Genomic DNA, 25961 nt, shown 5'->3' on the forward strand with positions numbered 1-25961 from the left:
CAGCGCCTCCCCTTACTGTATCAACGCAGCGCTGCGGCGACCGCGCGTCCGAATGCATAGTGCCGGGTCCAGTAGCCCGGGTCGGGCGGAGCTGCGCTGGGCCATGAGCTCTGAATGACTATGACCTGGTCGTTGTCATAATCGATCTCGATCATCTGCCCGTGGATTCCCATCGCGCGCACGATTTTCGCCGCGGTGTCGACATACCACTGGCTGGTATAAGAATTTGTGCCGGTCTCCCAGGGGTAGGTGTGCCAATGCTGGGGATTTCCACCCGCCCGGATTTTGGCCACCACCCGTTCGGGCAGGATCTGCTGGCCGTTGAACCGTCCGTTGTTCGCCAGCATCTGCGCGAAGCGCCCTACGTCGCGCAGAGTGAAAGCAAGCCCGCCTGCCCCCGTCTGAGTGCCCATAGCATCGACGATCACGAACGCGTCCCGCTCCGGACGCAGCTTCTGGAATATACGCTCTTCCAGATGGTCAGCCCAGCTTTTACCGGTTGCGCGCGCGACGATCCAGGCAAGAGCTTCGCTCGTCGCCGTCACATATTGATAGGTCTGCCCATGCTCCCCCTTCTTCTTCAGGGAGCGGACGAAATCATAAAGCCCCGGCTTTACCGACACACCCGCCGGAGGACTGCCGAGGCGCGCGACATAGAGGAACTGATTGACGTCCGAATAGGGATCATCCATCGCTTCCGAATAGTCGACGGCAACTAGCATATCCATCACCTGGCGTACCGTTGCGTCGCCATAGGCGCTGCCGCGCAGTTCAGGCACATAATCACCCGCCAGCCGGCGATCGTCCAGCGCGCCCTCGTCAACGAGGAGTGCCGCGACGGTGCCGAGATACGATTTGCCGACCGACATCATGATGTGGCGAGTTTCGGGATTCTGACCGTTTCCATAATACTCGTCGACGATCTTGCCACCTTTCAGGACAAGAAAGGCATCCACGTGATTGGCCTTGATGTAGTCTGGAAGATCGAAGCCGCCCTGCACAATGGCTCGGCGATAGAGACGGATCAAGCGCTTGTCGGCAGTCGGTAAAGCCGATGCCGGTCCGTGCCCCCGAAACAGTGTCCGTGTCGGGACGATCCGTTCGACGTTCTGGAAGGCCCAGACATTATAGGGCGGTGTACGCCACCGCGCGGCAGTGACCACGGCTTCCGGCTTTGGCGGGAAACCCTCCATCAGATCAACCGCCTGCACCGGTTCGGCTTTGACAGCTGGCACTGCAACCAGGGTTGCCAGCAGTATACTGGCGGCTCGCAACTTCAATCTTCTGTGCATGATCTTGCCTTTAGAAACGATATTGAAGCATGGCGCCAAAATGGCGCGGCGCCTGATGTTCACCGACCACCTGCGTGCGGATGCTGGAGGCAGGGAAGATGCCAAACGCCTCGAAAAATCCTTCCGCATCATTGGGCTGGCGCATAATGACGGCCCGCTCGTCGAAAACGTTGCGGACCCAGCCCGTCACGCTCCACGACGGACTGATTTCATAGCGAAGCCGCAGGTTCACGACAGAAATGGCATCGACATGATAGCTGGGCCTTAGCGGCGATGTCGGGTCGTCAGGCAGAATCGGGCCGCTCGGCATGGTTACAGGCTGAGGCGCACGCGAACGATATATATATTCAGCTATGAAATGGAGGTTTCCGTCACCAACTGGCAGGCGATAGTCGCCCAGGATATTGAACGTAAAATCGGGCGCCGGTAGCTTCTTTCCTGTTTCGTCGGAAAAGCCGGTGGCCGTCTGGCGTAGCCAGTCTGTGTAGCGCGCGTTGGCAGTCCCCAGGGCAGCATTGACGTTGAGTCTCTCGCCGCGGTAGGTCGCACTGACTTCTATTCCTTCGGTGCGCGCTTCGCCCGAATTCTTCGTGGTTATGACCGGTAGAGGCTGGCCAGGAACGCGCGTATATTCTGACTGTTGCAGGTCGTGATAGTCGGTTCGATAATAAACGGAATTCAGGAACAGCCGATCAGTTAACTGAACTTTCAACCCCACTTCATAATTGTCGGCACTTTCATCACCGAACTCGAGGGGGGTCAGCACGGGGGCCGTCACGAAATCGATATTGTATCCACCAGATTTATAACCTTTGGAATAACGCAGGTGCGTATGCACCCGGTCTATTGGCGAATAAGCCACCGATCCGGTGTAGCTGACATGGCTGACGCTGCGGCTCAGCGGATCCTGGTCAATATCGATGACGCCCAACAAAGCCCCGCCATTTTGCGTGAATGACGAAAGCCGCTTACGTTCATTTTCCCAACGCACGCCGACTTCGGCACTCAGCCGATCGCTCAGCTTGTAGTCGAGATTGGTGAACGCTGAAAACGTTCGCGCCTTGATCTTTCCGGCGACCCGCACGCTTGCAAGGCCGAGAATATCCGCGATCCGGGCCGAGCGTGAAGACTGATCCTGCCAGTAACCGCCCACGATATAGGAAAGCTGGCCCACCTCGCCGGCAAAGCGGATTTCCTGACTGGTAAGCGTCTGCTCCGTTGCCCATTCGGGTCCTTCTTGAACGGGGAGCGCATAGCCATCCCCATCGAAGGCTACATCGTTGGTGAATTTCCGATGGGAGGTTACGAGCGTGAGCGCTCCTGCATCAAAGTCCTGCGTAATCGAAAGCAGACCGCCGTAATCCTCGTTCCCCTGCGAAGGCATCGTGGCGCTTTCACGCACGTCGATCGGTAACGCGTCGAATCCTTCCACACGACCAACGTAGATGTCGTTATGTCGGTTTGCCCGCGTATAATCGACAAGGAAGTCGATTGTTGTGCGCTCAAGATCAGAAACGAGTTCAATCGCGCCGCCAGTCGAGTTGAACTTAGGCCCCTTGCGTCCATCGAAGCGGCCGTCAGGGTCGAACATCTTGCGTTCTACCGGTATGACGTTTCGATAATAGCCGCCGTACTCCCGGCGTCCGGCGCTGATCGCGATGCCCAGCACATCTGACAGCGGGCCGCGTGCGCGGACGCCGTATTCACGGATTCCGCGGTTGCCAACTTCAATAGTGGCATCACCCTCCCAGGTCGAACCGGGCTTGCGGGTCACCATGTTTATAACGCCGATCGTGGTGTTCTTCCCGAATAGCGTCGCTTGCGGCCCGGGGAGGAATTCGACGCGCTCCAGGTCGGGCAGGAACTTGTTGGCGGCCTCGTTGCGGCCGCCATAGGCTCCATTGATGAAAACGCCGAAGCCAGAATCGAACCCGATGCTGCGCGCTCCCGTATAAATTCCACGCACATACGGGCTGAAGCCGAAACCGCCTATGCCGGCCGGCTGGTCAAGCGCTGCCACGTTCGGCAATCGTGCAGCGAGATCGGAAACCCGACTGGCGCCCAGATTTTCAATCTGTGCTGCGCTCATAACGGAGATCGCCAGTGGAGCCTCCTGCAGCTTTTCTTCACGTTTGCGCGCCGTGACAACGATATCCTGCGCCGCTTCGTCGGCAAACGAATCCTGAGCGTTCGCGTCCTGCGCCAACGCCAGTCCGCTGTAAGCCGTGCCGGAAATTAACATCGTTCCAGCTGCCAGGCTTGCCAGCAGGGCGCGTCGCCTCTGCGCCGGATTTCTCATTTTATCCTCCCATATTATCGGTCATTGATTCGTTTATTCCAATATATGGTCAATCCGAACCTGACAATAGCGTGCACGAGCGATTAAGATTTTGTCGTCATAAGACATTGATTTTACAGTGTACTGAATGCGATCGCCCCTTCACAATTCTTAGGACGGCCCATCTCCTTATATTTTTGTCTTTATCGGTCGATTGACCGATTAAATAAACAAACCTAGGAAAGCGAAAGTCGGAGGTCTCACCTCACCCCAACGTAGAGAAGGAACAGAGCTTCCCCATGCCCCTGAATTACGACGCGCTGGTCGGTGCACGCTTCGCGCCGCAACGCCAGCTCTACAGCGCGCACGAGAGCATTCTGTACGCCCTCAGCCTTGGAGTTGGGGCCATCCGGCCCAACGACCTGGACGAACTGCGCTACGTCTACGAACGGGGCCTTTCCGCACTTCCCACAATGGCCCTGACGTTGGCGCCGCCGATTTCATGGCTGTCTGATCCCAGCTTCGGCATCACCTACAAGCGCATCGTGCATGCGGAACAATATCTCGAGCTCCACAGGCCGTTGCCTGCCCAGGGAGGGGTGATCAGCGAGGCCTGGATCGATGGGGTGTTCGACAAAGGCGCGAACTCGGGAGCCATCGTGCACCTCGCCCGCCGCCTGCTTGACGAGCAGAACGGCGAACTGCTCGCTTCCATGACTTACGTCCTGTTCATGCTTGACGACGGCGGCTTCGGGGGAGTGGAAGAGCGCCCCGAACGGCTGTTTTCTGTCGGAACGGGCCGTCCATGCGACCTGCAGATCAGCCTGCCGACGAGCCCGAACCAAGCGCTGCTCTACCGCTTGACTGGCGACATGCACCCCCTTCACATTGATCCGGAAGTGGCCGCTTCTGCCGGGTTCGGGCGCCCGATTCTCCACGGTTTATGCGCCTATGGCATGGTAGGCCGCGCCGCAGTTCAGCGGCTTTGCCACAATGACCCTTCACGCCTTGTTTCACTCGATACCCGTTTCACCAACCCCGTCTTTCCGGGCGAACCGCTGGAACTCCAGATCTGGCACGAAGAGCCGGGCCATGCTTCATTCCGGCTTCTTGCGTCCAGTCGGGGCGTTGTCGTCCAGGACAGGGGTCGAGTCGGATTCAGGCCGTGAATGTTCAGTTCAGCGCATCAATCGGTGAAACGAGAATCAGATTGGCAAGGATCAGGGCAAAAGCGGGAATGTCATATTTTCCTTCTTGCCTAAACCACGTCATGGTGCCCTGATCAGCGCCATGCACGATACGCAACGCAGCATCAGGCTCCAGTCGCAAAAGGCCTTGTGCCTGGCATTCGCTTAGAACGTCAGTCCAGACGCCGAAGTAGCGACGCCTTAGCATTTGCAGTTTTGGCCGCGCAGACGTCGGAACGTCGCGCCACTCTGAAATCAGCACGGCAAATTGGTGGCGGGTCTTTTCACCGACAAAACAATGCAGCTCATAGCGGATCAGCGCCAGGAGCTTGCGCGCTGGACTTTCGATATTAGCGGTAACCGCCTCGGCGCCGGCACACAGCGAGATCGAGGCATCTCGCAGCATTTCGACCAGCATCTGCTCCTTGGAAGGGAAGTGATGAAACAAGCTTCCCGCACTGATGCCGACTGCGCTCGCGACGTCCCGGACCTTTGTGGCCTGATAGCCGCGTTCGTGGAAAAGGCGGGCCGCTACTGAGAGGATATGCTCGCGCGAAACCGCATCGTTCAGAAGCGGGCGGCCTTTCCGCCGGGAACTGACGCCGGCTTTCCTAGATTTCACGGGAGGCTTGGAAGAGGGTGAGACCATTGCCTCCTTTGGGAACGGCCAAATAGGATTGTCAATCCTCGAAGGTAGAGAGACCAGAAGTTTGGTCTAGAGGTTCTGAAAAGTTGAAGCGACTTGGCAACGTATGAATCTGCTCTGTTCGGGGACGAAATCTCACTGCCGATGACGTCCCTGCATTAGCAATGCCTTACCAAGGAACCGCCAGTAGTTTGTGCCGACAAACGTACCGTCAGAGACCTCCCGCCCAATGTGATTCCCAGCCGATGAATGTTTTTGGGGCTCGTCGCATGGCTCATACCAACGTGCGTGGTTTCTGACTCACGGGGATTTCCAAGGTAGTGAAAATCTGAATCTATGGGGTTCCGGCTTTGGAGTACGGCGCCATGGGTTCTGCGATCGGCTTGCGTGAAGATTTCAGCGGGGCAGCGTTGCGACGATTGTCGCGGATTACGAAGAGCACGAACCAGGCGCGTCTGCTGTTGCCCCTGGCCGAGATTTTCGACGATGCAGTCGGACCGCACCGGCTCGGATCGGCGGAGTTGGGCATCAGATCGTGCGGGACTGGGTGCTCCGGTTTAATGCCCGAGGTCCCGACGGCCTGCTGGATAGCAAGGCGCCTGCCTCTCGTTCGTGGCTCAACGATGTACAGCGCCAGGCACTGGTCGATGTTGTCGAGAGCGGTCAGATTCCGGCGATCCACGGGGTCGTGCGCTGGCGGCTGATCGATCTGCGCGACTGGATCCATGATGAAATTGCGGCCTCGCTCGACGAAAGGACGGTCAGTCGCGGGTTGAAGAAGCTGGGCTACGTGAAGCTCACCGCGCGGCTTCGCCACCATGCCCAGAACGGATATGCCATGGAGGCGGCTGAAAAATTGGTTTTGCTGCCGAGTTGGCAAAGGTCAGGGCAACCCTCCCGAAAGACACGCCCATAGAGATATGGTTCCAGGACGAGGCGCGCGTGGGGCAGAAGAACAAGATCTCGCGACGCTGAGCGAGACGTGGAACCCGGCCCTCGGCGCCCAAGGATTAGCGGACGAAATCGGCCTACATCTTTGGCGCGATCTGCCCGGAACACGGCAAGGGTGCTGGCCTGGGTGCTGCCCTTCTGTATTACCGAAACAATGGCACTGCACCTGACCGAAAATCGCTGACCGTTGCGCCGGGTGCCCACGCGGTCGTGCTGATGAATCAGGCCGGCTGGCACACGACTGGCAAGTTGGACGTGCCCTCCAACATCAGGATCGTCGCCCTGCCGGCCAAATGCCCCGAGCTCAACCCCGTCGAAAACATCTGACAGTTCATGCGCGACAACTGGCTCTCCAACCGGGTCTTCACGTCCTACGACAACATCGCCGACCACTGCTGCGAGGCCTGGAACAAGCTCGTCGATCAGCCTTGGCACATCATGACCATCGGTCGCCGGAAATGGACCCTTGGGTCATGATCAATGCAGATTGGTATCAGCCACCCTGTGACCGTCGGTGGGGAACTTCGGCGACCGTCCGTTGACTTCTCAAATAGCTGAGGTCGCACTCTTGCCATGGCCTTTGCCGATGGGGTCCCAAACAATGTTGGACCGCAAGATCGATGAAGGCACGTTCCCAAGGCAGGTGACGCTTGGCCTGCGCTGCATCGGATGGCGCGAATCCGAGATCAACAGATGGGCAGAATGCCCGTCCTCATACCGCCAGCCGGAGATGTCTGACCCCGGTTAGCGTGGGCGACGTACGGCGCAGCGTGTCGAGATAGTCGGACCAGTGCTGCATCATGCGCACGCGTTCTTCCCAATACTCGCCCCGCGCGTAAGCGCGCCTCACGGCATTTCCGTCGCAGTGCGCGAGCTGCCGCTCGATGGCGTCGGCGTGCCATATCCCCATTTCATTGAGCAGCGTCGCCGCCATCGCCCGGAAGCCGTGGCCCGTCATTTCGGTCTGAGCGAAGCCCATCCGCCGCAACGCAGCGTTGATCGTGTTTTCCGACATCGGCCGATTCGCGGATCGCAGTGACGGGAAGAGAAACCGGCTGTAGCCCGCATCATGCTGGATCGAACGGATGATCTCGATCGCCTGGCGCGAGAGCGGGATGGCGTGGGGCCGCCGCATCTTCATCTTCTGCGCGGGAATGGTCCAGACAGCCGCGTCGAGATCGAGTTCAGTCCACTCCGCGAACCTGAGCTCACCAGGACGCACGAAAACGTGAGGCAGGAGGCGCAGCGCCACTTTTGTATTCGCATGACCCTCGAACGCGTCGATCGCCCGGAGCAAGCCTCCCACCTCATCGGCTTTGGTGATCGCCGCGCGGTGGACGGGCTTCGGCGCAATCAACGCGCCCTTCAGATCGGACGCGATGTCGCGCTCGGCACGCGCCGTGGCAATGGCGTAGCGAAAAACCTGGGAGCAGGTGCTGCGTAGCCGGCGCGCCGTCTCATAGTGGCCCTTGACCTCCATCTTGCGGAGCATCAACAGCAGTTCCTGGGCCGTGATCGAGGCAATGGGCCGGTTCCCGATCGATTGGCCCGCAAAGTCGAGGAGCCAGCGCAGCTTCTTCATGGTGACGGTCGAGCGCCCCTCCCGCTCCACCTTGATCAGCCACTCATCGGCAACGGCCTTGAAGCTGTTCGCGGCGGCAACGCTCGCGGCGATGCGTTCGAGCTTGATGTGTTCCCCGGGATCATTCCCGTCAGCCAGCACCTTGCGCGCAGCATCCCGGCGTTCACGGGCTTCGGCAAGCCCGGTTTCCGGCCAGACCCCAAGTGCAAGCGTCTTCTGCTTGCCCAGATACCGGTAGTTCATGCGCCAATAGCGCGCGCCCGAGGGCAGAACCAGCAGGTAGAGGCCATCGCCATCCGTCAGCTTGAATGGCTTGTCCCGCCCCTTCGCGGCTTTGATGGCAACGGTGCTCAGACCCATGATGGTATCTCCCGTCCGGACCCGCGAAATGTACCATCAAAAATACCATCAATTTGATGGTATGTGGCGGTCGAGAGCGGGATGACCTGGGAGCATTATAGCACAATAAACGGCGGAAAACAGCCACTTATGGTATGTTTTGGGATGCCTTGGGAAGGCTTCGTGGTGACCCCAACGGGACTCGAACCCGTGTTTTCGCCGTGAAAGGGCGACGTCCTAGACCGCTAGACGATGGGGCCGGCGCGGTTGAGGCGCCCCCACTAATGGGGACGCCCCGTCCGGTCAAGCCGGGTATGAAGGCTCAGGCGGCCTCGGTCTCTTCGGCGGGCACGGTGCGGATCAGGTAGTCGAACGCGGAGAGCGCCGCCTTCGATCCTTCGCCCATCGCGATGACGATCTGCTTGTAGGGCACGGTCGTGCAGTCGCCCGCCGCGAAGATGCCCAGCCGGCTCGTCTCGCCGCGATGATCGACCTCGATCTCGCCGCGCGGCGTGAGGCCGACGGCGTCCTTCAGCCATTCCGTGTTGGGCACGAGGCCGATCTGCACGAAGATGCCTTCCAGCTCGATCTGGTGCAGGTCGTCGCTGTTGCGGTCCTTGTAGGTGAGCGCCGTCACCTTCTCGCCGTCGCCGAGCACTTCGGTGGTGAGCGCCGAGGTGATGATCTTCACGTTCGGCAGGCTGGCGAGCTTGCGCTGGAGCACGGCGTCGGCGCGAAGCTGGCTGTCGAACTCGATCAGCGTCACGTGCGCGACGATGCCAGCAAGGTCGATCGCCGCTTCCACGCCGGAGTTGCCGCCGCCGATCACCGCGACGCGCTTGCCCTTGAACAGCGGGCCGTCGCAGTGCGGGCAATAGGCCACGCCCTTGTTGCGATAGTCGTTCTCGCCCGGCACGTTCATCTGCCGCCAGCGCGCGCCGGTGGCGAGCACCACGGTCCGCGCCTTCAGCGACGCGCCGTTCTCCAGCCGGACCTCGTGGAGGCCGCCCGACACGCGCGCCGGGATCAGCTTGTCGGCCTTCTGGAGATTCATGATGTCGACGTCATAGTCCTTGACGTGGCTCTCCAGCTGCGCGGCGAGCTTCGGCCCTTCGGTGTGCTGTACGGAGATGAAGTTCTCGATGCCCATCGTGTCGAGCACCTGCCCGCCGAAGCGCTCGGCCGCGACGCCCACGCGGATGCCCTTGCGTGCCGCATAGATCGCCGCCGCCGCGCCGCCCGGCCCGCCGCCGACGACGAGCACGTCGAACGGCGCCTTGGCCCTGATCTTCTCCGCCGCGCGCGCCGAGGCGCCCGTGTCGATCTTGGCGACGATCTGCTCCAGCTCCATGCGGCCGGACGCGAAGGGCTCGCCGTTCAGGAACACGGTCGGCACCGCCATCACCTTGCGGGCATCCACCTCGTCCTTGAACAGCGCGCCGTCGATCGCCGTGTGCCGGATACGCGGATTGAGCACGCTCATCAGGTTCAGCGCCTGCACCACGTCCGGGCAGTTCTGGCACGACAGCGAGAAATAGGTCTCGAATTCGAAGTCGCCGTCCAGCGCCTTCACCTGCTCGATCACGTCCTGCGCCGCCTTCGACGGGTGCCCGCCGACCTGAAGCAGCGCAAGCACCAGCGAAGTGAACTCGTGCCCCATCGGGAGGCCCGCGAAGCGCACGCCGATGTCGGTCCCTGCGCGGCGGATCATGAAGCTGGGCCTGCGCTTGTCGTCGTCCGCGCGGACGACGCTCACCTTGTCGGAGAGCGCAGCGATCTCGCCGAGCAGGCTGTTCAGTTCCTGCGACTTCGCGCTGTCGTCCAGCGACGCCACCAGCTCGATCGGCTGCGTGATGTTCTGCAGATAGGCCTTCAGCTGCTGCTTGAGGTTGTCGTCCAGCATGGATTCACTCCGGAAAATTCAGTGCGGCCGCGAGCTCCCGGGGGCGGCGTGAACCGCCCCCGGGAGACCCCTGCGACCCAGGGGGTTCTTAGATCTTGCCGACGAGGTCGAGCGAGGGAGCGAGCGTCTTCTCGCCCTCTTCCCACTTCGCCGGGCACACTTCGCCCGGATGGCTGACCCAGTACTGAAGCGCCTTGATCTTGCGCAGAAGCTCGGCGGCGTTGCGGCCCACGCCTTCCGGCGTGATCTCGACGAGCTGGATGGTGCCTTCCGGATCGACGACGAACGTGCCGCGATCGGCGAGGCCGACGCCCGCGCGCAGGATCTCGAAGTTGTTCGAGATGTCGTGGTTCTGGTCGCCCAGCATGTAATAGTCGATCTTGCCGATCGCGGGCGACGTGTCGTGCCAGGCCTTGTGGCAGAAGTGCGTGTCGGTGGAGACCGAGTACACCTCGACACCGATGCTCTGGAGTGTCGGATAGATGTCGGCGAGGTCTTCAAGCTCGGTCGGGCAGACGAAGGTGAAATCCGCCGGGTAGAAGAAGAAGATCGACCACTTGCCCTTCACGTCCGCGTCCGTCACCTCGACGAACTTGCCCTGCTTGTAGGCCTGCGCGGTGAACGGCTTGATCGGGGTATTGACGAGGGACATATGCACTCCGTTGCTGTGGGTTTGTGGGGGATGGCGTCCCCTTACCAGCGCACGGATAAAAGGCAAAATTACTTTTTTGAGACAGACAGATTGATTTTATCAATCAATCGGCCCACGCCGCGTCGTCGAGATGAAGCTCTGCGCGCGGGGTCGATCCCCAGTCGTCCTGCACCACGCGGCCGGACACCCAGAGCCGCCGCCCCCCCGCCTGCATCAGCGCCGCGCCGAGCGGGGTATCGACGCTGCGGAACGCGACCGCCTTCACCCGCGCGCCGTCCGCGCCCGCAAGGATGACGCGGACATGGCCGGTGCCGACGATGTCGGCCTTCACCACCGAAACCGGTCCCGCCGCGACGCGCGGGCCGGGCCATCCGGCCCCGTAAGGCCCGGCGGCCTCGAGCGCCTCGGCCAGCGACGGCGTGACGCCCGCGGGCGCGAGCGCGAGATCGAAGGACAGCGAATCGATCCCGCGGGCGCGCGTCACATCGCCCTCCAGCCGCTCGCAGAGGAAACGCGCGAGATCGTCGACACGCTCGCGCGCCACCGTGACGCCCGCCGCCATCGCGTGGCCGCCGCCCGCGCTGATGAGCCCTGCGTCGCGCGCCGCGAGCACCGCCGCGCCGAGATCGACGCCGGGGATCGAACGCCCCGACCCCTTGCCCGTGCCGCCGTCGTCTATGCCGATGACGAGCGCGGGCACGCCGACGCGGTCCTTGAGACGGCTTGCGGCGATGCCGATGACGCCCGGATGCCAGCCGTCCCCGGCGATCACCGCGACGGGGGCGTTGCCCGCGCGCTCGCAGGCGGCGATGGCCGCTTCCGTCACCATCGCCTCGATGGCGCGGCGCTCGTCGTTCAGCCGGTTGAGCTCGTCCGCCAGCGCGCCGAGTTCGTCGCCCTCCCCGGTCAGCAGCCGCACGCCGAGGTCCGCCTGCCCGACGCGCCCGCCCGCGTTGATGCGCGGCCCGAGCGCGAAGCCGAGGTCGGAGGCGCGCGGCGCGCGCTCCAGCCGTGCGACGGCGGCAAGCGCGGCAAGCCCGGCGTTGCGGCGCGTCGCCATCACCTTGAGGCCCTGCGAGACGTAGGCGCGGTTGAGCCCGGTCAAGGGCACCACGTCCGCCACCGTACCCAGCGCGACGAGGTCGAGCAGTTCGGTAAGCCTCGGCTCGGGCCGCCCCGCAAACCAGCCGCGCCCGCGTAGCTCCCGGTTCACCGCGACGGCGACGAGGAACGCCATGCCCACGGCGGCGAGGTGGCCGAACGCCGCGCCCTCGTCCTCGTCGATGCGGTTGGGATTCACGATGGCCACCGCCGGCGGCAGCAGCGTCGAGGCCTTGTGGTGATCGACGACGATCACGTCGAGCCCCGCGCCCTTCGCGGCCTCCAGCGCCTCGAAGCCCTGCGTGCCGCAATCGACGCAGACGACGAGATCGGCGCCTGCGCGCTTCAGCGCCACCAGCGCTTCGGCCGAGGGGCCGTAGCCTTCCAGCAGCCGGTCGGGGATATAGTGCGAAACCGTGCCGCCGACGGCGCGCAGGAAGCGGATCAGCACCGCCGCGCTGGTCGCGCCGTCCACGTCGTAGTCGCCGAAGATCACCACGGCCTCGCCGCGCGTCACCGCGTCGGCGATGCGCGCGGCCGCCGTGTCCATGTCGCGGAAGATCGAGGGGTCGGGCAGCAGGTCGCGGATCGTCGGCTGCGCGAGCGCGGCGATCTCTTCCACCCGCACGCCGCGCGCCGTGAACAGCCGCGCCGTCACGTCGCTGATGCCGAGCCTCAGCGCGTCGGCGGCGTCACCCGGCGGGCCGCCCCGCCAGCGCCATTGCCGCCCGGTGATCGAGCGGCCGACGCCGAAGACGAAGGCGTCAGGACTGGGAACGGCGATGCTCGCCACGCACCCACCTGACCGTGCCTGAAGACGCGCGCATCACCACCGATTCGGTCGTCACCAGCCCGCCCTTCAGGTGCTTGACGCCGTCGAGCAGCGAACCGTCGGTCACGCCCGTCGCCGCGAAGATCACGTCGCCCTTCGCCATGTCCTCGGTGTCGTAGATGCGGTCGAGGTCGGTGATGCCCCACTTCGCCGCGCGCAGCCGCTCGTCGTCGTTGCGGAACACGAGGCGGCCCTGGATCTGGCCGCCGACGCAGCGCAGCGCCGCCGCCGCGAGCACGCCTTCCGGCGCGCCGCCCTGCCCGAGGTAGATGTCCACGGTCGTCTCGGGGTTCGTCACCGCGATCACGCCCGCCACGTCGCCGTCCGGGATCAGCACGACGCCGCAGCCGATGGAGCGCAGCTCGGCGATCAGCTTCTCGTGGCGCGGGCGATCGAGCACGCAGGCGATGATCTCGTTGGGCTGCACGCCTTTCGCTTTCGCCAGCGCCTGCACGTTCTCGGTGACGCTCCTGTCGAGGCTCACGGTATCCTTGGCGTAGCCCGGCCCGATGGCGAGCTTTTCCATGTAAACGTCGGGCGCGTTGAGCAGGCAGCCTTCCTCGGCGATCGCGAGCACGGCAAGCGCGTTCGGCCCCGCCTTGGCGGTGATCGTCGTGCCCTCCAGCGGATCGAGCGCGATGTCGATCCGGGGTCCGGAGCCGATCGCCGCGCCGACCTTCTCGCCGATGTAGAGCATCGGCGCCTCGTCGCGCTCGCCCTCGCCGATCACGATGGTGCCGTCGAAGGCGAGTTCGTTCAGCGCGTCGCGCATCGCGTCGACCGCGGCGGCGTCCGCCGCCTTCTCGTCGCCGCGTCCCACGAGGTGCGAGGCCGCCATCGCGGCGCATTCCGTCACGCGCACCATTTCGAGAACGAGCACGCGGTCCAGCACGTCGCTGCGTTTCACCATCGGCCTTGAACTCCCCTTGATTCGAACATGAGCAAAGGCTGGTAGCCGCCCTGCCTCAAAAGTCCAGAATGTGCATGAGCATCGGCTCGCCGAGCACGCTGGCGCTCGCACGCATCGCCTTGATGGCGTTGCGGACCGCGCTTTCGTTCGTTTCGTGCGAGACGATGGCGATGAAGACGCCGCCGCTATCCGCCTGACCGCGCTGAATCAGGCTGTCGATGGAAACGCCCGCGTCGCGCAGCATGGCCGCAAGCTCGGCGAGCACGCCCGTCTCGTCGGCGACCGACAGGCGCAGGTAGTAGCGCCCGCGGCGGTCCCCCGCCTCGCCGGCGCCGATCGGCTCCAGATGGTGCGCCGGCATCGCGAAGGCCGGCCCCGCCTCGCCGCGCGCGATGTCGATGAGGTCGGCGACGACGGCGCTCGCCGTCGGCCCCTCGCCCGCGCCGCGCCCTTCGAAGAACAGCCGCCCGACGAAATTGCCCTCGGCCACCACGGCGTTCAGCGAGCCCGTGACCTTGGCGAGCGGATTGGCGAGCGGCACGAGGCAGGGGTGGACGCGCTGGTGGATGCGGTCGCCCACGACCTCGGCAAGGCCGACGAGACGGACGCGGAAGCCGAGTTCGGCGGCGTGCGCGATGTCCGTCGCCGCGACGGCGCGGATGCCCGTGGTGCGGACGCTCGCGAAGTCGATCTCGCTGCCGAAGGCGAGGCTCGCGAGGATGGCGAGCTTGTGCGCGGCGTCGATGCCGTCGATGTCGAAGGTCGGATCGGCCTCGGCGTAGCCCAGCCGCTGCGCCTCGGCGAGCACGTCAGCGAACGCCGCGCCCTTCTCCTCCATCTCGGTGAGGATGTAGTTGCAGGTGCCGTTCAGGATGCCGTAGACGCGGTCGATGCGGTTCGCCGCCGCGCCCTCGCGGATCGCCTTGATGATCGGGATGCCGCCCGCCACCGCCGCCTCGTACTTGAGCGGCGTCCCCGCCTTCTCGGCGGCGGCGGCGAGTTCGAGGCCGTGATGCGCCATCATCGCCTTGTTGGCGGTGACGACGCCCTTTCCGCTTGCGATCGCGCTCCGCACCAGCGCCACCGCCGGTCCGTCCGACCCGCCGATCAGCTCGACGACGACATCGACGCCATCCCGTTCGCCGAGCGAGGACGTGTCGTCGACCCATTCGAACCGCGAAAGGTCGACGCCCCGGTCCCGCGACCGGTCCCGCGCCGAGACCGCGACGATCTCGATCGGCCGCCCGGAGCGGCGCGCGATGAGGTCGCGGTTCTCGTCGAGAAGCTTGACGACGCCGGCGCCGACCGTGCCGAGCCCGGCGAGCGCGATGCGCAAGGGAGGATTCACTTCTTAACCCCGATTCTGAAGAAATTCCGACACGTGCCTACTCGCCAATGGCCTTTTGCTGACCCGGCGTATTGACACCCATCGACTGAAGGTAGCGTTTCACGTTGCGCGCGGCCTGGCGGATGCGCTGCTCGTTTTCCACCATCGCGATCCGCACGAAGCCCTCGCCGTCCTCGCCGTAGCCGACGCCCGGCGCGACCGCGACCCCCGCGTGGGTGAGGAGCTGCTTGGTGAACTCGAGGCTGCCGAGGTGCGCGAGCGCGGGCGGCAGCGGCGCCCAGCAGAACATCGAGGCGCGCGGGCTGGGAATGTCCCACCCGGCGCGGCCGAAGCTTTCCACCAGCACGTCGCGGCGGCGCTTGTAGAGCGCGCGGTTCTTCTCGACGATGTCCTGCGGGCCGTTGATCGCCGCGACCGCCGCCGCCTGAATCGGCGTGAACGCGCCGTAATCGAGATACGACTTCACCCGCGTCAGCGCCGCGATCAGCGTCCTGTTGCCGACCGCGAAGCCCATGCGCCAGCCGGCCATCGAATAGGTCTTGGACATGGAGGTGAACTCCACCGCCACGTCCTTCGCGCCCTGCACCTGCAGGATCGAGGGCGTCGGCACGCCGTCGTAGTAAAGCTCCGAATAGGCGAGGTCGGAGAGAATCCACAGCCCATGCTCCTTCGCGAACGCGACGACGCGCTCGTAGAAGGCGAGGTCGACGACCTCGGCCGTCGGGTTCGACGGATAGCCCATCACCAGCACCGAGGGCTTCGGCACGGTGAACTTCACCGCGCGCTCCAGCGCCTCGAAATAGCGCTCGTCGGGCGTCGTCGGCACGCTGCGGATCGTCGCGCCCGCGATGATGAAGCCGAAGGTGTGGATGGGGTAGCTCGGGTTCGGCGCCAGCACGACGTCGCCCGGCGCGGTGATCGCCTGCGCAAGGTTGGCGAGGCCCTCCTTGGAGCCGAGCGTCACCACGACCTCGCTCTCCGGGTCGAGCTCGACGCCGAAGCGGCGCGCATAATAGCCCGCCTGCGCCTTCCGCAGCCCCGGGATGCCCTTGGAAGCCGAATAGCCGTGCGCGTCGGGCTTGCGCGCCACCTCGCACAGCTTCTCGATCACGTGCTCGGGCGGCGGCAGGTCGGGGTTGCCCATGCCGAGGTCGATGATGTCCTCGCCTGCCGCACGTGCTGCTGCCCGCATCGCGTTCACTTCGGCGATCACGTAGGGCGGCAGACGCTTGATGCGGTAGAATTCGGACATTGTCTCCTCTGGGGTTTCGTTCGTCCGCGGCCTTGCGGACGCGCCGTTATAGCGACCGCCCTTGGCGCTTGGCGAGCGCTTGTTTATCGTCTCCCGCAACTGTCGCTTCCGGGGAGATCGTCATGACCGCTGCCGCCGACATCGAAGGGCTCGCGGAGCATGTCCACCGCTGGACGTGGCTCGCCGGCAAGATGCAGCAAATGCTCATGGAATTCTGGGCGAAGGAAGCCACCGACGGCATCGTGCTCGGCCCCGATCCGCTCGGCCTCGTCGAGACATGGAGCAAGATGGCGACCGCGGCAATGACCGATCCCGCCCGCCTCGCGCAGCTCCAGGCGGACTACTGGCGCGACGCCATGACGCTCTGGCAGGCGTTCGCCACGCCCGGCGAGGTGCAGCCGCCGCAGCTTCCCGCCGACAAGCGCTTCAAGGGCGAGGCGTGGTCGGAAATGCCCGCCTTCGATTTCCTGAAGTCGTCCTACCTGCTCGCCAGCCAGTATATCCTCCAGCTCGTCGGCGGGCTCGAAGGGCTGGACGACAAGGAGCGGAACAAGGCGATCTTCTACACGCGGCAGTTCATCGACGCGCTGTCGCCCTCGAACTACGTCCTCACCAACCCGGAGGTGCTGAAGGCGACGGTCGAGACGCGTGGCGAGAACCTGCTCAAGGGCACGCAGAACCTGCTCGACGATCTCCAGCGCGGCCGCCTGACGATGACCGACGAGAAGGCGTTCGAGGTCGGCCGCAACGTCGCCGTCACGCCCGGCAAGGTGGTGTTCGAGAACCGGCTGTTCCAGCTCATCCAGTACACGCCGACCACCGCCAACGTCTACGAGACGCCGCTCCTCATCTTCCCGCCGTGGATCAACAAGTTCTACATCCTCGACCTGACGCCGGAGAAGAGCTTCATCCGCTGGGCGGTCGCGCAGGGCCTCACGGTGTTCGTCGTCTCATGGAAGAACGCCGACGCGAGCATCGCCGACGCCACCACCGAGACCTACGTGAAAGAAGGCTTCCTCACGGCGATCGACGCGGTGCTGAAGGGCCTCGGCGTCCGGTCCGCGCACGTCATCGGCTACTGCGTCGCGGGCACCACGCTCGCGATGGTGCTGGCGCTGCTGGCGGCGCGCGGCGAGGCCGAGAAGGTGAGGACGGCGACCTTCTTCACCGCGCAGGTCGATTTCTCGGACTGCGGCGACCTCGGCGTGTTCGTCGACGAGGATCACCTGAAGGCGGTGAAGGAACTGTCCGAGAGCAAGGGCTATCTCGACGGCCGCTACATGGCGACGACGTTCAACATGCTGCGCGCGAACGACCTCATCTGGAACTACGTCGTCAACAACTACCTGCTGGGGAAGGACTATTTCCCCTTCGACCTGCTCTACTGGAACTCCGACGCGACCAACGTGCCCGCGAAGTGGCACGCCGAGTATCTCGAAGGTCTCTACCGCGACAACCGGATGATCGCGCCCGGTGCGATTGTCATCGACGGCACGCCCGTCGATCTTCGCAAGGTGAACACCCCCGCCTATGTCCAGGGCGGCAAGGAGGATCACATCGCCCCTGCCCGCTCCTCCTACAAGCTTACCCGGAACTTCTCCGGCCCCATCCGCTTCGTCCTCGCGGGCAGCGGCCACATCGCGGGCGTCGTGAACCCGCCCGATGCGAAGAAGTACCAGCACTGGACGAACGACACGCTCCCCGAAACCTTCGAGGATTTCGTCGCCACCGCGACCGAGCACCCGGGAAGCTGGTGGCCGGACTGGATCGCGTGGCTCACGCCGCAATCCGGCAAGCAGGTGCCAGCGCGCACGCCCGGCAAGGGCGCGAAGGGCGGCAAGCTGAAGGTGATCGAGGACGCGCCGGGGCGTTACGTGCGGGAGCGCGTCGGCTGAACCTGCGGCAACAGTGCTCGGCCGCCGGCCGCCGCCAGCGCCTTCCGGAAGTAGACCACCCGTTCGGTCTCGGCGAAGCCGAGCGCGGCGTGGAACGCGTGGCTGTCCGCATTGTCGATGAGCGCGTCGGAGGCGAACTCGGAACACCCCGCCGCGCGGCCCCATGCGGCGACGGCGTCGCACAGCGCCCGCCCGACACCGGCCTTCCGGTCTTCGGGCCGCACGTAGATGCCTTCGAGGAACAGTACCGGCGAGGTCTCACAGCCATTCACATAGTCCCTGCGCAGCGCGGCTTCCGCAAAACCCGCGACCTCGCCCGTGTCCGTGACGGCCAGAAAGGCGGCGGCGTCACTGCCGCCGGAGAGGAACGGCGCGAGTTCGGCACGATGCGCCCCGGCGGTTTGATCCGGCCACAACGCGGCGCGCAGCTGCGCCCACGGCCCGGCATGATCCTCGTCGGCAAGCACGATCCTCATCGTCTAATTCTGCCGTCGGACGAAGCCTTCCGGAATAGGAAAAGCTGTGGGATCAACTCGCCATCGCTCTTTGAAGCGCCGGCGGCGGCGCACGTGAACTGTATCGTCCCATACGCGGCATTTCAAAAATGCGTATGGGTCTCCACTTCGCCTACTTGTCGGGTGCGAACTTCAGCGCACGCGCGGCAGCGGCGGCATCGGCGCCCTTGAAGGCCGGCTGCGGTCGCGGGGGAGCTGGGCCTGATAGGCCTCGGCGCAGTGCGCGGTGCAGTAGGGGAAGCCGGGGTTCACCGGGCGGCCGCAGAACTGGAAGTCCGGCTCGCCGGGGTGGCCGATCGGCCACTTGCAGATCTTGTCGCTGAGGTCGAGCAGCGTCACCTTCTCGCCCGGCGCGCGCGGCTTCACCGGCGCGGCGGGCATGGCGGCGCGGACCGGCATCTGCGGCTTCGGCGCGGCGGGCGGCGGCACCTTCATCTCGGGAGCCGGGCGCGGCTCCGGCGCGGCGGCCTCCTGAACGGCGGCCTCGGGCTTCGGCTTCGGCGCGGCGGGCGCGGCGGCCTTCTTCGCGGTCTCGCGCGGCGCGCCGTCGCTGTCGCCCTTCACCGGAGACGGGCGCGCCTTCAGCCCCAGCCGGTGCGCCTTGCCGATCACCGCGTTGCGGCTCACGTTGCCGAGCTTGTCGGCGATCTGGCTCGCGGTCAGCCCCTTTTCCCAGAGCGTCTTCAGCGTCTCGATCCGTTCGTCCGTCCAGGACATCGCGTTCCCACTTCCCATCTTCAAACAAAACAGCCGACCGGCTTGCGGGGCATGGCGGCAGCCACTACTCCCACGCAGATGCACGATCAGCTTGCAAAGCCTTCCGTAGCGAAACCGGCCGCGCCGGTCCACAGCGAACCCGGCGTGCCGATCATCGGACGCGTCAACTGGCCGGGCCTTCGGACGCTCTATGTGAAGGAGGTGCGGCGCTTCTTCAAGGTGCAGCTGCAAACCGTGTGGGCGCCCGCGCTCACCACGATGCTGTTCCTCGCCATTTTCACCGTGGCGCTCGGGCGCGGCAACCTCACCGTGCTCGGCGTGCCCTTCAACAGCTTCCTCGCCCCCGGCCTCATCGTCATGGCGATGATCCAGAACGCCTTCGCGAACACGTCGTCCTCGATCCTGATCGGCAAGATCCAGGGGACGATCGTGGACATACTGATGCCGCCGCTGTCGCCGGGCGAGCTCCTGGTGTCGTTCGTGGCGGGCGCTGTCACCCGCGCATGGCTGGTCGGCCTTGCCGTATGGGGCGCGATGCTGCTGTGGCCGGGCGTTTCGGTCACGATCCGCGATCCGCTCGCCGTCTTCTTCTACGGCACGATGGGCGCGGTGCTGCTCGGGCTGCTCGGCGTCATCACCGGGCTGTGGGCGGACAAGTTCGACCATGCCGCCGCCGTCACCAACTTCGTCGTGCAGCCGCTGTCGCTGCTGTCGGGCACGTTCTACTCGATCGACCGGCTGGCGGGCGTCTGGCACACGGCGAGCCAGTTCAACCCGTTCTTCTACGTGATCGACGGCTTCCGCTCGGCCTTCATCGGCGTCCACGACGGCCCGGTGCTCGGCGGCGCCGTGGCGCTCGTCGTGATCAACACGGCGCTGTGGACGCTATGCTATCAGGCGCTCCGCACCGGCTGGCGCACGCGCCAGTGACATTGACTTTGGCGCCGCCGTTCGTCATGGAGGCGCGCAAGTCCGAAGGGCGGTCAGGATTGGCCGCCTTTTTCCGTTTCGAAGGCCGGTTTCGGGCCATCCACGAACGAAGGTTTGAAGGGCGATGCGGCATTTTCTCGATCTCGAAAGCACCGGCGCCGAGGCCCTGCGGCTGATCCTCGACGAGGCGAAGCGCCGCAAGCAGGCCCGCGCCGGACGGCCGAAGGGGGCCGCCGACGACGACGCGCCGCTCGCCGGGCACATGCTGGCCGCGATCTTCGAGAAGTCCTCGACCCGCACGCGCGTCTCCTTCGACATGGCGATGCGCCAGCTCGGCGGCACGGCGATGATCCTGTCCTCGGCGGACATGCAGCTCGGCCGCGGCGAGACGATCGAGGACACCGCGCGCGTCCTGTCCCGCTTCGTCGACGTCATCGCGCTGCGCACCAACGGGCACGACAAGGTGGAGGCGCTTGCCGCCGCAAGCGGCGTGCCGGTGATCAACATGCTGACCGACAGCGGCCACCCCTGCCAGATCGTCGCCGACCTGATGACCGTGGAGGAACGCCTCGGGCGCAGCGTCGCGGGCACGGTGTGGACGTGGCTCGGCGACGGCAACAACGTCTGCCAGTCGCTGATCGAGGCGGCGGGCCTGCTCGGCTACGAGATGCGGCTTTCGGTTCCCGCCGCATACGATCCCGACGATGCCGTCGTCGCCCGCGCCGAGGCGCGCGGCGCGCGCATCGTCGTCGAGCGCAATCCGGAGGCGGCCGTGGCGGGCGCGGATGTCGTCGTCACCGACACGTGGGTCTCGATGGGCCAGTCCGGGGCGTCCGCGCGCATGGTCGCGATGGGGCCGTATCAAGTGACCGAGGCACTGATGGCCAAGGCCAGGCCCTCGGCGATCTTCCTGCACTGCCTCCCCGCCCACCGGGGCGAGGAGGTCGTCGACGCCGTGATGGACGGCGCGCAGTCGGCGGTGTGGGACGAGGCCGAAAACCGTGTCCATGCACAGAAAGCGATCCTGCTCTGGTGTCTGAACCGGCTCGGCTGAACGGCAACGGCGCGGCAGGCGCGCCGCAGACGGGGCGCGTGCTGCCGTTCACGATCCCGGGGCGGAGCGCCCGGGGCCGCGTGGCGCGGCTGGGACCGGCGCTCACGGCGATCCTCGGCGCGCACGACTACCCCGCCCCGCTCCGCCGGCTGCTCGGCGAGGCGCTGGTCCTCACCGTGCTGATCGGCACCACCGTGCAGAAGGGCGAAGGGCAGACCACCGTGCAGGCGCAGTCCTCCGGGCCGGTCGACCTCCTCGTCTGCGACTACCGCGCCGGCGAGATTCGCGGCTACCTCCGCTTCGATCCCGAGCGGCTCGGCGAGATCGTGGACGGCGCGCTGCTGCCGACGCTTTTCGGCGAGGGCTACCTCGCGATCACGATCGAACAGGGCGCCACCGACGAACGCTACCAGGGCATCGTGCCGCTGGAAGGCGACACGCTCTGCCACGCGGTCGAGCGCTATTTCACCGACTCCGAGCAGGTGCCGACGCTCGTGCGCGGCGCGGTGCGGCAGGCGGAGGACGGCGCGTGGGAAGCGGGCGGGCTCCTCGTCCAGCACCTACCCCACGGCGAGACCGGGGGGCCGCGCCTCGCCGCGCGCAGCGGCAGCGAGGACTGGGAGCATGTTCTCGCGCTCGCCTCCACGATCACCGACGCGGAGCTGACGGACGGCCATCTCAGCGAGGAAACCCTGCTCTGGCGGCTGTTCAACGAGGACGAGGTCCGCGTTTCGCCGCCGATCGCCCTCACCCGCGGCTGCCGCTGCACGGTGCAGCACTTCCGCGAGGTGCTCGGCCGCTTCCCTGCCGAGGAACTGGCCGAGATGCGCGGGCCGGAAGGCACGATCGACGTGAACTGCGCGTTCTGCTCGCGCCTGTTCCCGATCCGAATGGGGGATTAACGTCCCGGATATGCCTTATTCATCTGTCATCGCTATAGTGTGACCGTCTTCCGGATCACCGGAGATTTGACAGGGAGTTACGCGCTCATGCGCCGGAGTCTGGTTCTTGCTGGTGGTGCCCTTGTGGCGGCTACGGCTGCGTTCGCGCAGCCGGTGACGCTGTCGCTGTTCGGCGGCGGCGATTTCCAGCCGGGGTCCTACAGCGTCTCGGGCAGCGCGAACCGCTGCATCATCTCGCCCGAATCGCTGATGCACGTCGGCCTCGAAGCGGCGGACGGCAAGAACTGCGTCCACACCGTGGTCGAGGACACGCCCGAGCGCGCCACGGTCGCCTACAGCTGCCGCGGCCTCGGCAGCGGCCGCACGACCATCGTGAAGGACAACCGCAACCACTTCACGATCGACGCCCAGGGCATCCGCGGCCGCGAGCCCTTCGCGGTGCGCCAGGAATTCAAGCGCGTCGGCAACTGCTGACTCAGTGCGCGGCGCCTGCCGCCGCCGGGCTCGTCAGCAGGAACAGCGGGATCGCGACGTCGAAGCCCTGCCCTTTCTCGTCCAGCATCTGGAACGAGCCCGCCATCGTGCCCATCGGCGTTTCGAGCGGACAGGCCGAGACGTAGTCGTAGGCCTCGCCCGGCGCGATCACCGGCTGCGCGCCCACCACCCCCGCGCCGCGCACCTCGTGCACGTTGCCGGTGCCGTCGGTGATGATCCAGTGGCGGCTGATGAGCTGCACGGGCGCGTCGCGGCCGTTCTCGATGCGGATGTGGTAGGTCCACACATAATGGTCCCGCTCCGGCAGCGAGCGTTCCGGGAGATAGGAGGGGTTCGCCCGCACAGTGACACCGGCGGTCGTCGCGCTCGCTGCGAAGAACTCCTTCACAACCCCGCCGCCCGGAGTGCCCGGTCGAGATCGTCGATGACGTCGGCCGGGTCTTCGAGCCCCACGGAGAGGCGCAGCATCGATTCGGTGACGCCCATGTCCTCGCGCACCGCCGCGTCGAGACCGGCGTGGGTCGTCGAGGCCGGGTGCGTCATCAGCGTGCGGGAATCGCCGATGTTGTTGGAGATGTCGACGAGGCTGAGCGCGTCGAGCAGCGCGTGCGCCTGCCTCCGCCCGTCGGCGACGAACAGGCTCATGATCGTGCCGCCGCCCGACATCTGCGCCATCGCCAGATTATGCTGGGGATGCGAAGACAGGCCCGGATAGAGTAGCCGCGGCACGCGCGTGTCGAGGAAGCGGGCGACCGCGAGCGTGTTCTCGCACTGCTTCGCCATCCTGAGCTCGAGCGTCTCGAGGCCCTTCAGCACCACCCACGCGTTGAACGCCGAGAGCGTCGGCCCGGTGTTGCGCGTGAAGGCCAGAAGCTCGCCCTCGATGAACTCCTCCGAGCCGAGCACGGCGCCCGCGAGCACGCGCCCCTGCCCATCGAGCATCTTGGTCGCCGAATAGGCGACGATGTCCGCGCCGAACTCGAGCGGGCGCTGGAGGACCGGCGTCGCAAAGGCATTGTCCACCACGACGACGGCACCGGCATCGTGCGCAATGTCCGAGATCGCCTGAATGTCGCAGATGTCGAGTGTCGGGTTCGCGGGCGTTTCCATGAAGAACAGCTTCGTGTTCGGCCGCACCGCCGCCTTCCACGCAGCAACCTCGCGGCCGTCGACCACGGTGGTCTCGACGCCGAACCTCGGCAGCAGCGAATCGACCAGCCAGCGGCACGAGCCGAACAGCGCCCGTCCCGCCACGACATGATCCCCGGCGCGAAGCTGCGACATCAGCGCCGCCGTCATCGCCGCCATGCCGCTCGCCATCGCCCGGCACGCCTCGGCGCCCTCGATCAGCCGCAGCCGCTCCTCGAACATCGCGACGGTCGGGTTCTGCAGGCGCGAGTAGGTCATGCCCTTCTCGTCGCCGCGGAAACGCGCCGCCACCGTCTCGGCGTCATCGTAGCAATAGCCGGAGGTGAGGAAGATCGCTTCCGACGTCTCGCCGAACTCGCTGCGCATGGTGCCGCCGCGCACGGCGCGCGTGGCCGGACGCCATCCTTCGGTTTCTGCCCTGTTCGCTCCGCTCATCCGTTTCATGGCGCGTGCATCGCAGCCGCGCGCGCCCGCGTCAACGCCTCTTGACCAGCGAAGGCGCGCCATTCAAATGGGCGCCGTGCGGGTGTAGCTCAATGGCAGAGCAGAAGCTTCCCAAGCTTACGACGAGGGTTCGATTCCCTTCACCCGCTCCACCCGGAGGATGCCCTTGATCCAGCCGCAACCGGTTTCGACTTCGGCATTGCGGCGGCCGTTCTACGCGCACCTCTATTTTCAGGTCCTGCTCGCCATCGTGCTCGGCGGCGCCATCGGGCATGTCTGGCCGGACGTCGGCGAGAGCCTGAAACCGCTCGGCGACGGCTTCATCAAGCTCGTGAAGATGATCATCGGCCCGGTGATCTTCCTCACCATCGTCACCGGCATCGCCGGGATGCGCGACCTCGGGCGGGTCGGGCGGGTGGCGGCGAAGGCGTTCATCTACTTCCTCGTGTTCTCGACGCTGGCGCTGATCGTTGGCCTCATCGTCGCCAACGTCATCCAGCCGGGGCGTGGCCTCGACATCGACCCCGCCACGCTCGACGGCGGCGCGGTGGCACAATATTCGAAGGCGGCGCACAACAGCAGCATCGTCGGCTTCCTGATGCACATCATCCCGAACACGCTCGTCAGCGGCTTCGTGGAGGGCGACATCCTTCAGGTGCTGTTCGTCTCCATCCTGTTCGGCATCGCGCTCGCGCTCATCGGCGACGCGGGCGCGCCGGTGCTCGGCTTCCTCGAAGCGCTCGGCGCCGCCGTGTTCCGGCTGGTCGGCATCCTGATGAAGGCCGCGCCGATCGGCGCGTTCGGCGCGTTCGCCTTCACGATCGGCGCCTACGGCATCGGCACGGTGGCGAACCTCGCGGCGCTGATCGCGACCTTCTACCTCACCTCCCTGCTGTTCGTGCTCGGCGTGCTGGGGCTGGTGGGCATCGCGAACGGCTTCTCGATCCTGAAGCTGATCCGCTACCTCAAGGAAGAGCTGCTGCTCGTGCTCGGCACGTCCAGCTCGGAAGCCGCCCTTCCCAGCCTCATCGCCAAGATGGAACACGCGGGCGCATCGAAATCCGTGGTCGGGCTCGTCGTGCCCACCGGCTATTCGTTCAACCTCGACGGCACCAACATCTACATGACGATGGCGGCGCTGTTCATCGCGCAGGCGCTCAACATCGACCTCAGCCTCGAGGAGCAGGTGCTGCTGCTGCTCGTCGCGATGCTGAGCTCCAAGGGCGCGGCGGGGATCACCGGCGCGGGCTTCATCACGCTCGCCGCCACGCTTTCGGTGGTGCCGAGCGTGCCGGTCGCGGGCATGGCGCTGATCCTCGGCATCGACCGCTTCATGAGCGAATGCCGCGCGCTCACCAATTTCGTGGGGAACGCCGTGGCGACGATCGTCGTGGCGCGGTGGGAAGGCGAGCTCGACCGGGCGGCGCTGAACGCCGCGCTCAGCGGCCCGCCGCTTCCCGTTGCCGCCGAGCCCGATCCGGCGGCCGGCCCCGGCGACGATACGGCCATCACGGAAGACTGATCCCGCCCTGCCCGCGCCTGTCCAAAATCGCGGCTTGCCCGCATATATCTAAAAGTCATATTCTT

Annotated in this window: 22 protein-coding genes, 2 tRNA genes and 1 pseudogene; 10 read left to right on the plus strand and 15 right to left on the minus strand. The window is 65.4% G+C overall.

Annotation, left to right across the window (positions count from 1 at the left end; translation table 11 throughout):
* Window positions 1-20: 20 nt before the first annotated feature.
* Window positions 21-1355 (minus strand): serine hydrolase domain-containing protein, encoded by a 1335-nt coding sequence (locus PE061_RS18900; RefSeq protein WP_271256759.1) that lies wholly within the window; start codon window positions 1353-1355, stop codon window positions 21-23.
* Window positions 1303-3591, minus strand: a complete 2289-nt coding sequence (locus PE061_RS18905) for a TonB-dependent receptor (RefSeq protein WP_271256760.1) — start codon at window positions 3589-3591, stop codon at window positions 1303-1305. Before PE061_RS18905 ends, PE061_RS18900 begins: the two co-directional genes overlap by 53 nt.
* Window positions 3592-3869: 278 nt before the next feature.
* Between PE061_RS18905 and PE061_RS18910 the strand changes: the two genes are divergently transcribed.
* Window positions 3870-4739 carry a MaoC/PaaZ C-terminal domain-containing protein gene (locus PE061_RS18910; protein ID WP_271256761.1) on the plus strand — a complete coding sequence of 290 codons (870 nt, stop codon included), beginning with the start codon at window positions 3870-3872 and terminating at the stop codon, window positions 4737-4739.
* A 4-nt stretch (window positions 4740-4743) separates the two neighbouring features.
* On the opposite strand, the gene PE061_RS18915 is transcribed toward PE061_RS18910, so the two are convergent.
* Window positions 4744-5379, minus strand: a complete 636-nt coding sequence (locus PE061_RS18915) for a TetR/AcrR family transcriptional regulator (RefSeq protein ID WP_271256762.1) — start codon at window positions 5377-5379, stop codon at window positions 4744-4746.
* A 389-nt stretch (window positions 5380-5768) separates the two neighbouring features.
* On the opposite strand from PE061_RS18915, the pseudogene PE061_RS18920 reads away from it, so the two are divergent.
* A pseudogene (locus PE061_RS18920) lies at window positions 5769-6831 on the plus strand (IS630 family transposase).
* A 124-nt stretch (window positions 6832-6955) separates the two neighbouring features.
* Window positions 6956-7102, plus strand: coding sequence for a helix-turn-helix transcriptional regulator (locus tag PE061_RS18925; protein WP_271256763.1), 147 nt, complete (start codon window positions 6956-6958; stop codon window positions 7100-7102).
* Here PE061_RS18925 and PE061_RS18930 read toward each other — a convergent pair.
* The 8 genes from PE061_RS18930 to PE061_RS18965 form a co-directional block, all read right to left on the minus strand.
* Window positions 7067-8296, minus strand: a complete 1230-nt coding sequence (locus PE061_RS18930) for a tyrosine-type recombinase/integrase (RefSeq protein ID WP_271256764.1) — start codon at window positions 8294-8296, stop codon at window positions 7067-7069. The genes PE061_RS18925 and PE061_RS18930 overlap by 36 nt on opposite strands.
* Before the next feature lie 163 nt (window positions 8297-8459).
* Window positions 8460-8535 (minus strand) — tRNA-Glu (locus tag PE061_RS18935).
* 62 nt (window positions 8536-8597) lie between these two features.
* Window positions 8598-10178: an alkyl hydroperoxide reductase subunit F gene (ahpF, locus tag PE061_RS18940; protein WP_271256765.1), complete on the minus strand. Its 1581-nt coding sequence runs from the start codon at window positions 10176-10178 to the stop codon at window positions 8598-8600.
* Window positions 10179-10266: 88 nt separating this feature from the next.
* Entirely contained in the window at window positions 10267-10830 is a 564-nt protein-coding gene (ahpC, locus tag PE061_RS18945) for an alkyl hydroperoxide reductase subunit C (RefSeq protein ID WP_271256766.1), read from the minus strand.
* A 103-nt stretch (window positions 10831-10933) separates the two neighbouring features.
* Entirely contained in the window at window positions 10934-12724 is a 1791-nt protein-coding gene (recJ, locus tag PE061_RS18950) for a single-stranded-DNA-specific exonuclease RecJ (RefSeq protein ID WP_271256767.1), read from the minus strand.
* The gene (gene glpX, locus PE061_RS18955; protein ID WP_271256768.1) at window positions 12696-13673 is read right to left on the minus strand and encodes a class II fructose-bisphosphatase; all 978 of its coding nucleotides are present in this window, start codon (window positions 13671-13673) and stop codon (window positions 12696-12698) included. The genes recJ and glpX overlap by 29 nt, the downstream gene beginning before the upstream one ends.
* A gap of 55 nt (window positions 13674-13728) precedes the next feature.
* The gene (locus tag PE061_RS18960; RefSeq protein ID WP_271256769.1) at window positions 13729-15021 is read right to left on the minus strand and encodes a homoserine dehydrogenase; all 1293 of its coding nucleotides are present in this window, start codon (window positions 15019-15021) and stop codon (window positions 13729-13731) included.
* 37 nt (window positions 15022-15058) lie between these two features.
* Window positions 15059-16273: an LL-diaminopimelate aminotransferase gene (locus PE061_RS18965; RefSeq protein ID WP_271256770.1), complete on the minus strand. Its 1215-nt coding sequence runs from the start codon at window positions 16271-16273 to the stop codon at window positions 15059-15061.
* Window positions 16274-16395: 122 nt separating this feature from the next.
* Here PE061_RS18965 and PE061_RS18970 point away from each other — a divergent pair, with 122 nt between their 5' ends.
* Window positions 16396-18168, plus strand: a complete 1773-nt coding sequence (locus PE061_RS18970) for a PHA/PHB synthase family protein (protein ID WP_271256771.1) — start codon at window positions 16396-16398, stop codon at window positions 18166-18168.
* On the opposite strand, the gene aac(6') is transcribed toward PE061_RS18970, so the two are convergent.
* Window positions 18144-18644: an aminoglycoside 6'-N-acetyltransferase gene (gene aac(6'), locus PE061_RS18975; RefSeq protein ID WP_271256772.1), complete on the minus strand. Its 501-nt coding sequence runs from the start codon at window positions 18642-18644 to the stop codon at window positions 18144-18146. The genes PE061_RS18970 and aac(6') overlap by 25 nt on opposite strands.
* Window positions 18645-18815: 171 nt before the next feature.
* Complete coding sequence (locus PE061_RS18980) at window positions 18816-19400, minus strand: GcrA family cell cycle regulator (RefSeq protein WP_271256773.1); 585 nt, start codon at window positions 19398-19400, stop codon at window positions 18816-18818.
* A gap of 78 nt (window positions 19401-19478) precedes the next feature.
* On the opposite strand from PE061_RS18980, the gene PE061_RS18985 reads away from it, so the two are divergent.
* The 4 genes from PE061_RS18985 (at window position 19479) to PE061_RS19000 (ending at window position 22760) form a co-directional block, all read left to right on the plus strand.
* Window positions 19479-20330 carry an ABC transporter permease gene (locus PE061_RS18985; RefSeq protein WP_271259251.1) on the plus strand — a complete coding sequence of 284 codons (852 nt, stop codon included), beginning with the start codon at window positions 19479-19481 and terminating at the stop codon, window positions 20328-20330.
* Between the two features lie 124 nt (window positions 20331-20454).
* Complete coding sequence (argF, locus tag PE061_RS18990; RefSeq protein ID WP_271256774.1) at window positions 20455-21384, plus strand: ornithine carbamoyltransferase; 930 nt, start codon at window positions 20455-20457, stop codon at window positions 21382-21384.
* Window positions 21363-22286 (plus strand): Hsp33 family molecular chaperone HslO, encoded by a 924-nt coding sequence (locus PE061_RS18995; protein WP_271256775.1) that lies wholly within the window; start codon window positions 21363-21365, stop codon window positions 22284-22286. The genes argF and PE061_RS18995 overlap by 22 nt, the downstream gene beginning before the upstream one ends.
* Window positions 22287-22409: 123 nt before the next feature.
* Window positions 22410-22760: a hypothetical protein gene (locus PE061_RS19000; RefSeq protein WP_271256776.1), complete on the plus strand. Its 351-nt coding sequence runs from the start codon at window positions 22410-22412 to the stop codon at window positions 22758-22760.
* Window position 22761: 1 nt separating this feature from the next.
* Here PE061_RS19000 and apaG read toward each other — a convergent pair whose 3' ends face one another.
* Together apaG and PE061_RS19010 are read right to left on the minus strand one after the other, a co-directional pair.
* Window positions 22762-23169 (minus strand): Co2+/Mg2+ efflux protein ApaG, encoded by a 408-nt coding sequence (gene apaG, locus PE061_RS19005; protein WP_121047789.1) that lies wholly within the window; start codon window positions 23167-23169, stop codon window positions 22762-22764.
* Entirely contained in the window at window positions 23166-24374 is a 1209-nt protein-coding gene (locus PE061_RS19010; RefSeq protein ID WP_271256777.1) for an O-succinylhomoserine sulfhydrylase, read from the minus strand. Before PE061_RS19010 ends, apaG begins: the two co-directional genes overlap by 4 nt.
* 78 nt (window positions 24375-24452) lie before the next feature.
* On the opposite strand from PE061_RS19010, the gene PE061_RS19015 reads away from it, so the two are divergent.
* Together PE061_RS19015 and PE061_RS19020 are read left to right on the plus strand one after the other, a co-directional pair.
* A tRNA-Gly gene (locus PE061_RS19015) sits at window positions 24453-24526 on the plus strand.
* 8 nt (window positions 24527-24534) lie between these two features.
* The gene (locus tag PE061_RS19020) at window positions 24535-25896 is read left to right on the plus strand and encodes a dicarboxylate/amino acid:cation symporter (RefSeq protein WP_271256778.1); all 1362 of its coding nucleotides are present in this window, start codon (window positions 24535-24537) and stop codon (window positions 25894-25896) included.
* The last annotated feature ends 65 nt before the right edge of the window (window positions 25897-25961 follow it).

Source organism: Sphingosinicella microcystinivorans (assembly GCF_027941835.1).
Lineage (GTDB): Bacteria > Pseudomonadota > Alphaproteobacteria > Sphingomonadales > Sphingomonadaceae > Sphingosinicella.

What these genes read in the sequence shown, in the direction of transcription:
- PE061_RS18970 (WP_271256771.1), top strand. Translation starts at nt 16,396, where the DNA reads ATGACCGCTGCCGCCGACATCGAAGGGCTCGCGGAGCATGTCCACCGC.
- PE061_RS18905 (WP_271256760.1), bottom strand. Translation starts at nt 3,591, where the DNA reads ATGAGAAATCCGGCGCAGAGGCGACGCGCCCTGCTGGCAAGCCTGGCA.
- PE061_RS18930 (WP_271256764.1), bottom strand. Translation starts at nt 8,296, where the DNA reads ATGGGTCTGAGCACCGTTGCCATCAAAGCCGCGAAGGGGCGGGACAAG.
- PE061_RS18965 (WP_271256770.1), bottom strand. Translation starts at nt 16,273, where the DNA reads ATGTCCGAATTCTACCGCATCAAGCGTCTGCCGCCCTACGTGATCGCC.
- PE061_RS18910 (WP_271256761.1), top strand. Translation starts at nt 3,870, where the DNA reads ATGCCCCTGAATTACGACGCGCTGGTCGGTGCACGCTTCGCGCCGCAA.
- PE061_RS18985 (WP_271259251.1), top strand. Translation starts at nt 19,479, where the DNA reads ATGCACGATCAGCTTGCAAAGCCTTCCGTAGCGAAACCGGCCGCGCCG.
- argF (WP_271256774.1), top strand. Translation starts at nt 20,455, where the DNA reads ATGCGGCATTTTCTCGATCTCGAAAGCACCGGCGCCGAGGCCCTGCGG.
- ahpC (WP_271256766.1), bottom strand. Translation starts at nt 10,830, where the DNA reads ATGTCCCTCGTCAATACCCCGATCAAGCCGTTCACCGCGCAGGCCTAC.
- ahpF (WP_271256765.1), bottom strand. Translation starts at nt 10,178, where the DNA reads ATGCTGGACGACAACCTCAAGCAGCAGCTGAAGGCCTATCTGCAGAAC.
- PE061_RS18925 (WP_271256763.1), top strand. Translation starts at nt 6,956, where the DNA reads ATGTTGGACCGCAAGATCGATGAAGGCACGTTCCCAAGGCAGGTGACG.
- glpX (WP_271256768.1), bottom strand. Translation starts at nt 13,673, where the DNA reads ATGGTGAAACGCAGCGACGTGCTGGACCGCGTGCTCGTTCTCGAAATG.
- PE061_RS19010 (WP_271256777.1), bottom strand. Translation starts at nt 24,374, where the DNA reads ATGAAACGGATGAGCGGAGCGAACAGGGCAGAAACCGAAGGATGGCGT.
- PE061_RS18980 (WP_271256773.1), bottom strand. Translation starts at nt 19,400, where the DNA reads ATGTCCTGGACGGACGAACGGATCGAGACGCTGAAGACGCTCTGGGAA.
- PE061_RS19020 (WP_271256778.1), top strand. Translation starts at nt 24,535, where the DNA reads ATGCCCTTGATCCAGCCGCAACCGGTTTCGACTTCGGCATTGCGGCGG.